The organism is Maricaulis sp., assembly GCF_048270095.1.
Taxonomy (GTDB): domain Bacteria; phylum Pseudomonadota; class Alphaproteobacteria; order Caulobacterales; family Maricaulaceae; genus Maricaulis.
Map to the genome: position 1 here is coordinate 68,502 of NZ_JBLWTL010000014.1, position 6,301 is coordinate 74,802.

Genomic DNA, 6,301 nt, shown 5'->3' on the forward strand with positions numbered 1-6,301 from the left:
ACCCGCCTTGCGGCAATCTTGCGCCGCTGCAATTGCCGATGGCACAGCCGCTGATGCTTGCGACAGGGAATCTGCGCCGTTACCTTGCGGCCATTGCTTTCCAGAGGCCCTGCCAAATCCATGCTGACAAATTTTCGCGCATTCGCCCAATCGCCCTTCGCGCTGGTGATCATCGTTCTCCTCGTTCTGGGCTTTGCCCTCTACGGGGTGGGCGGCATATTCACCGGAAGCGGCACGGCCGTTGTCGTGGTTGGCAATGAGCAGATCAGCCAGCGTGAACTGGCGCAGGCCTTCGAGCGCGAAATGCAGGGTGTACAGGAACAAAACCCCGAACTGACCCGCGAGCAGGCCCTGCAAGCCGGTCTCGGCGACCAGGTGCTGCAGCGCCTCATCGTGCAGGCCGCCTTTTTCGCCAAGGCTCGCGAACTGGGTCTGGTGACTTCCGACCGGGCGTTGAGCACTGAATTGCGCAATTATGAGGCCTTCCTCAACCCGGTAACCGGCGCGTTCGATACCACGCTCTATCGCAGTACGCTTCAGAATGCGCGTTTTGCACCGGCTGAATTCGAACGTTCGATCACTGAAGGCATGACCCGCGCGCAACTAGCCGGCGCGCTCACCGCGGGTGATCTGAACCCAACCATCATGGCGGGCACGCGTTATCTGGTGGAGCAGGAGCAGCGCCGAATCCGCGCCCTGATTCTCGATGCGTCCGAAGCCGATGCGATTGAAGACCCGACCGATGAGCAATTGCAGGCTTTCATCGACGCCAATCCCGATCAGGTCGACCAGCTCGGCCTGCCCGTCTTCACCGCACCGGAATTCCGGGCGATCACCATCGTCCGCTTCCGGCTGGAGGATTACATTCTCGATGTCGATGTCGATGAATCGGTTTTGCGTGAAACCTATGAATACCAGGTCGAGAACGGGGTGCTCGGCACCCCGGCACAACGCAGCTTTGTCCAGCTCATCACGCCGGATGAAACCACCGCCGGGCAGGTCGCAGAGCGGCTGGCCGCTGGCGAATCGGCTGAGGCGATCGCCGCTGAACTCGGCCTCGACACCCCACTGAGCCAGACCGATGCGCAGGCCTATCAGGTCCCGGACAGCCGGCTGGCGACCGCGATTTTTGACATGGCCGATGGCGAAACCGGCGCGGTCGAAGGCAGTTTCGGCTGGTCGGCGATCCAGATCACCGCCGCCACGGACGCCACCGTGCCAAGCTTCGAAGACCAGCTCGATGCGCTGCGTACCGAAGCGGCGCGCGCCGAGGCCACCAATACGATGTATGACGCCATGGCCGCCTTCGAACAGGAGCGTTCCAATGGCGCGACCCTGGAGGACGCCGCACAGCGAGCCGGTGTGCCGCTGGAAGCCTATGTCCCGCTCGATCAATATGCACGGGCCCAGGATGGCGAGATTGATTTCCAACGCTTCCAGGCGCTGGCCTCGGATGTGCTGCGCGTTGCCTTTGAGCAATTTGCCGGCTTTGCCATCAATCTCGAGCAATACAATGAAACCGACTGGTTCACCCTGCGGGTCGACGACATCATTCCGTCCCAGCCGCGCGACCTGGCCGATGTCCGCGAGGAGGCCGAAGCCATCTGGCGTGCAGCAGAAGCCGATACCCAACTGCAGGCCCGCGCTGACGAGGCTCTGGTACAGCTCCAGGCCGGCGACGATATGGACATGGTTGTCCTGACCTCCGGGGGGCGTATCGAGACCTCGACGCTGAAGCGTGACGAGACCGCTGGCAGTTTCGCCGCTCATATCGTCGGCCAGGCCTTTGGCCTCAACCCTGGCGAGCCGGCCATGGCTGTCCGCCGCGGCGGCGGTCCACACATGATCATCATCGTCGACGAGATCATCCCGTCCGACCTGACCCGCGCGGGCCTGGGCGAAGTCGAGCAGCGCGCTGGCACAATCGCCGCCGAGATCAATGATGACATCCTGGTCTCGGCCCAGACCGCCCTGCTGAGTGAGTACGAGATTGATGGCAGCTCGGTCGACCAGCGTCTGCGTGCAGCCGCTCTGGGCCAGACCGAAACGCCGTGATGGCGGCGCCTCGAAGCCGGACCAGCCCGGACTTTGCGGCCGTCGAGGCTCGTCTCGGCACCGGCGAGCCGGTCATTCTGCAGGCTCGCAAGCCAGATGACCTGCTGACCCCGGTCGCGGCTTACCTCAAACTCGCCCAGGCGGATGGACATGCCTGCCTGCTGGAATCCGTCGAGGGCGGTGCCTGGCGCGGCCGCTATTCGGCGATCGGGCTCGACCCGGACCTGATCTGGCAATGCCGCGAAGGAGTCGCCAGCGAAGCGCGGGGGCCCGCTATCGAGGCGCGGCAATTCACCAAGCTTGATGCCGAGCCGATGACCGCCCTGCGCGCCGTCATCGAGGATGCCCATTGCGCCCTGCCCGAAGGCGCGCCGTCGATTGCCGCCGGCCTGTTTGGCTATGTCGGCTATGACATGGTTCGCTATCTGGAGAGACTGCCCGAGAACGCCGCGCCGGACCCACTCGGCACGCCGGAAGCCTGCCTGATCCGTCCGCGCACCGTGGTCGTGTTCGACGCCCTCAAACAGGAAATCCAGGTCTATTGCACGATCCGTTGTGCGCCCGGCGAGACAGCCCGCGCGGCCTATGACGCGGCGGCAGATCGGCTGCAGGCAACACTGGATATCCTGGCCGGCCCGCTGCCTGAAATCGCCGCGCCGTCCGGCAAGAGCGGTGAGATCAGCTCCAATCAGAGCGAGGCGCAATATCGCGCGGCGGTCGACAAGGCCCGCACCTATATCCGCGAGGGCGATGCCTTCCAGATTGTGCCGAGCCAGCGTTTTTCGACGCCCTTCAGCGATGATTCCTTCTGGCTTTATCGATCGCTTCGCCGCCTCAACCCCTCGCCTTTCCTGTTCTATTTCCGCATGGACGGGTTCGAGATTGCCGGCTCCAGTCCGGAAATCCTGGTGCGGCTACGCGATAATACCGTGACGATACGGCCCATCGCCGGCACACGGCCCCGCGGTGCGACCCCGGCTGAGGATGACGCGCTGGAAGCCGATTTGCTGGCCGATCCCAAGGAGCGGTCTGAACATTTGATGCTGCTCGATCTGGGCCGCAATGATGTCGGCCGGATCGCCAAGCCGGGCAGCGTGCGCATCACCTCGCGCGAGAATGTCGAGCGCTATAGCCATGTGATGCACATCGTCTCCAATGTCGAAGGCGATCTGGCCGAGGGCGAGGACGCCGTTTCGGCGCTGTTTGCCGGCTTTCCGGCGGGCACCGTCTCGGGGGCGCCGAAAGTGCGGGCGATGGAGATTATCGACGAGCTGGAGCCGCACCGGCGCGGCATTTATGCCGGCGCTGTGGGCTATTTCAGCGCCGATGGCGGCATGGACACCTGCATCGCCCTGCGCACCGCGGTGATCAAGGATGGTCGTATGCATGTCCAGGCCGGCGCCGGTGTCGTGCTCGATTCGGATCCGGAAACGGAACGCGTCGAGACCGTCAACAAGGCGATGGCGCTGTTCCGCGCTGCCGAGGATGCGGTGCGCGATAATGGCGGGCCTTCAGGGGGCGATTGAGGCCGAGATCTGCCCGGCCGGCTCACGGGCCAGCTGCGCCGAGAGCGTCGTCACCGTCACGAAATCGAAGCCCGCCTCGCGTGCCTCGCCAATCCAGTTTTCAAGCGCTTCCAGCGTCGCGGCATGGGGATGGCCGATCAGCACGGCATGCCCTTGCGAGCGGGCCAGAAGCTCGGCCTCGGCCAGCCGGGCACGGATCGCCTCCCCCTCAATGACATGGTCGAGGAAGATGTCGCGCCGCAGGACGGGCAGTCCCAGACCTTCGGCGACGGCGTAGCCGCGGCTATCGGCGATGGTCATGGAATCAATGAAGAGCGGGGCCTGTTCGGCAATCGCGCTGAGGGCGACGCGCATCGCCCGCGGATCGCCGGTGAACCGGCTACCCATATGATTATTCAAGCCAATCGCACCCGGCACACGCGCCATCGCCCAGCGGATCCGGGCGCGCAGCTCACGATCGCTGAGATCAACGCGCAAGGCATGCGGACCGGGATCGTCCAGACCCAGTGGTTCCATCGGCACATGCACCAGCACATCGCGGCCACGGGCCTCTGCAGCGCGCGCCGTCGCGGCCGCAGCGTCGGCATAGGGCAGAATGGCGATGGTGAGTGGCGCGTCCAGGCCCAGCACACGCGCGGCGGCGGCTTCATCCAGACCGACATCATCAATGATCAGGGCGATGCGTGGCCGCGCGGCAATTGCGGCGCCGGTGACGGGAGCCGGAACGGGAAGCATAACTTCAGCGGTCCCGATCGCGCTGGCGGCTGGCAAGCTGTCCAGCACCGGTATCGCCGCGGGGACCTGTCCGCCAGGCTGGCTCGCTGCAGCAGGCACAGCCTCAGCGGCGGGGCCAGTCGACGCGGTGAAACGGATTGAGTGATCGGGCGCCGGAGACGCGGCGCTGCCGATTGAAAACGCCACCGCCGCCGCCAGATAGGCCGAGGCGACCACCGCTCCTGCCAGGGCAGGCATGGCGGCATTGCGCGGACGAATCGATTTGACGGATCTTGACGGCATGACACCAGCAGGCCCGGATCGGATTAACGGTGCGTTAAGCATGTGCCGGGATTGGCGGCGCGGCGCATTGGCCCTAGTTTGCGCCGACGGAGGCCCTGCATGCTGCTGATCATCGACAATTACGACAGTTTCACCTTCAACCTGGTGCATTATTTCCAGGAATTGGGAGCGACAACCCGCGTCGTCCGCAATGATGCGCTGAGCGCCGGCGAGGCCCTGGCGCTGCAGGCCGACGGCATCATTCTCTCGCCGGGTCCGTGCGATCCGGACCGGGCCGGCATTTGTCTCGACCTGATCGCACAGGCGCCCGCAGAGCTTCCCATCCTGGGCGTCTGCCTGGGCCATCAGGCGATCGGCCAGGCCTTTGGCGGTGATGTGATCGCGGCCAAACAGATCATGCATGGCAAGACCAGCGCGATTGTCCATGACGCCACCGGCCTGTTCGCCGGCCTGCCCAGCCCCTTCACCGCGACGCGTTACCATTCCCTCGCCGTGAAGCCTGAAACCCTGCCCACCAGCTTGCGCGCCACCGCCCACACCAGCGACGGCGAGATCATGGGGCTGTGTCATATCGAGCGCCCGGTCCACGGCGTGCAATTCCACCCGGAATCGATCGCGTCGGAACACGGCCATGCCCTGCTGAAGAATTTCCTGGATATGACGCAGGAGCGCCGCCGCGCGGCGGCGTGACGCCTGGCCACCACCGGATTACCGCCATGTCGATCAATTATCACGGCCATAGCGCGCTGAATATCGAGCGGACCCAACGCTGCATCGATTATATGCGCGATGCGCGACCGGACTGGTTTTCCGGCCCGCTCGAACTGGGGTGTGCCCGCCCGCTCGGCCGGTTCGGCGCGGAAATCGCCCGCGATTTCGGGATTGAGGCGCAATGCCTCTTCACGCTCCATGTCCGTGACAAGGGTCAGATCGCGGTCGTGCATCCGGCGCTCGACTATATCTATCAGGTGTTCGGGACCGAATTCGTGGTGATGAGCTGGGAGATGGACCAACCCCGTCCCCCCGTACAGGCGAGCCCCGGCCTGAAACTCGACTGAGGCGGCAGCCTTCGCGACAGGGACGCTCGCGAGCGCCGGCAGGAAATCGTTCCAGCCTGTCACCAAACGCGCTGTCTGCCAGTCTGCCATCATCACAAGAATCGTATCCTCGGGCCTGTCTCAGCAGGCGTCTCCGGCATGGCAGACTCGGCTTTTGAGTCTGTCACCCTGTCATTGTCTATGATCGTGGCGGGCGGCGCCCCGGCCGCTTCGCGCGCTTCGGGGTCGGCCGTCGCATGCGCATCATGGTCCGCCTCCCCGCCGACCTCTGGCTCGCCGCCTCGCAGCCAGGCCGGGGGGTTCACGACCAGGCGTTCATACAAATCATCGCGCAAGCGCTCGACCGGAACCAGATCCATGCGCCCAGCGCGTTCGGCCCGGGCCAAGTCCCAGCCCTCGGGATACTCGAGCGGCCTGCAAGTCTCGTCCAGTGGCACCCCGACCAGTTCCGGCGGCAGGCGCCGGCCTGATTTCAGATCGGTTTGCACCTTGAGCGCCGCCACTTCGGCCTGACGCAAGGACAGCTCGATCAATTGCTGGGCCAGCTTGGCCGCCAACGCCGAGCGCGCCATCTGCCCCGCCAGCGCATAGCGGGTGGCCCGCGCCACCAGCACACTGGCCGCCTCCTCCGCCGGCACGGCAGGG

General features: G+C 65.0%; 6 protein-coding genes. 4 read left to right on the forward strand and 2 right to left on the reverse strand.

Annotation, left to right across the window (positions count from 1 at the left end):
- The first annotated feature begins 120 nt into the window (after positions 1-120).
- Together ACN0YJ_RS09510 and trpE are read left to right on the forward strand one after the other, a co-directional pair.
- Positions 121-2,055 (forward strand): SurA N-terminal domain-containing protein, encoded by a 1,935-nt coding sequence (locus ACN0YJ_RS09510; protein ID WP_417496049.1) that lies wholly within the window; start codon positions 121-123, stop codon positions 2,053-2,055.
- Entirely contained in the window at positions 2,055-3,581 is a 1,527-nt protein-coding gene (gene trpE / locus ACN0YJ_RS09515; RefSeq protein ID WP_417496050.1) for an anthranilate synthase component I, read from the forward strand. The genes ACN0YJ_RS09510 and trpE overlap by 1 nt, the downstream gene beginning before the upstream one ends.
- Here trpE and ACN0YJ_RS09520 read toward each other — a convergent pair.
- On the reverse strand, positions 3,567-4,598 hold the full coding sequence (locus ACN0YJ_RS09520; protein ID WP_417496051.1) for a divergent polysaccharide deacetylase family protein: 1,032 nt from the start codon (positions 4,596-4,598) through the stop codon (positions 3,567-3,569). The genes trpE and ACN0YJ_RS09520 overlap by 15 nt on opposite strands.
- Before the next feature lie 99 nt (positions 4,599-4,697).
- Between ACN0YJ_RS09520 and ACN0YJ_RS09525 the strand changes: the two genes are divergently transcribed.
- Entirely contained in the window at positions 4,698-5,288 is a 591-nt protein-coding gene (locus ACN0YJ_RS09525) for an anthranilate synthase component II (RefSeq protein ID WP_417496052.1), read from the forward strand.
- A 26-nt stretch (positions 5,289-5,314) separates the two neighbouring features.
- A complete protein-coding gene (locus tag ACN0YJ_RS09530; RefSeq protein ID WP_417496053.1) occupies positions 5,315-5,656 on the forward strand; it encodes a hypothetical protein in 342 nt (113 codons plus the stop codon).
- A 92-nt stretch (positions 5,657-5,748) separates the two neighbouring features.
- Here the strand turns inward: ACN0YJ_RS09530 and ACN0YJ_RS09535 are convergent.
- Positions 5,749-6,301: hypothetical protein (locus ACN0YJ_RS09535; protein ID WP_417496054.1), on the reverse strand; the 553-nt coding region annotated here is incomplete at its 5' end.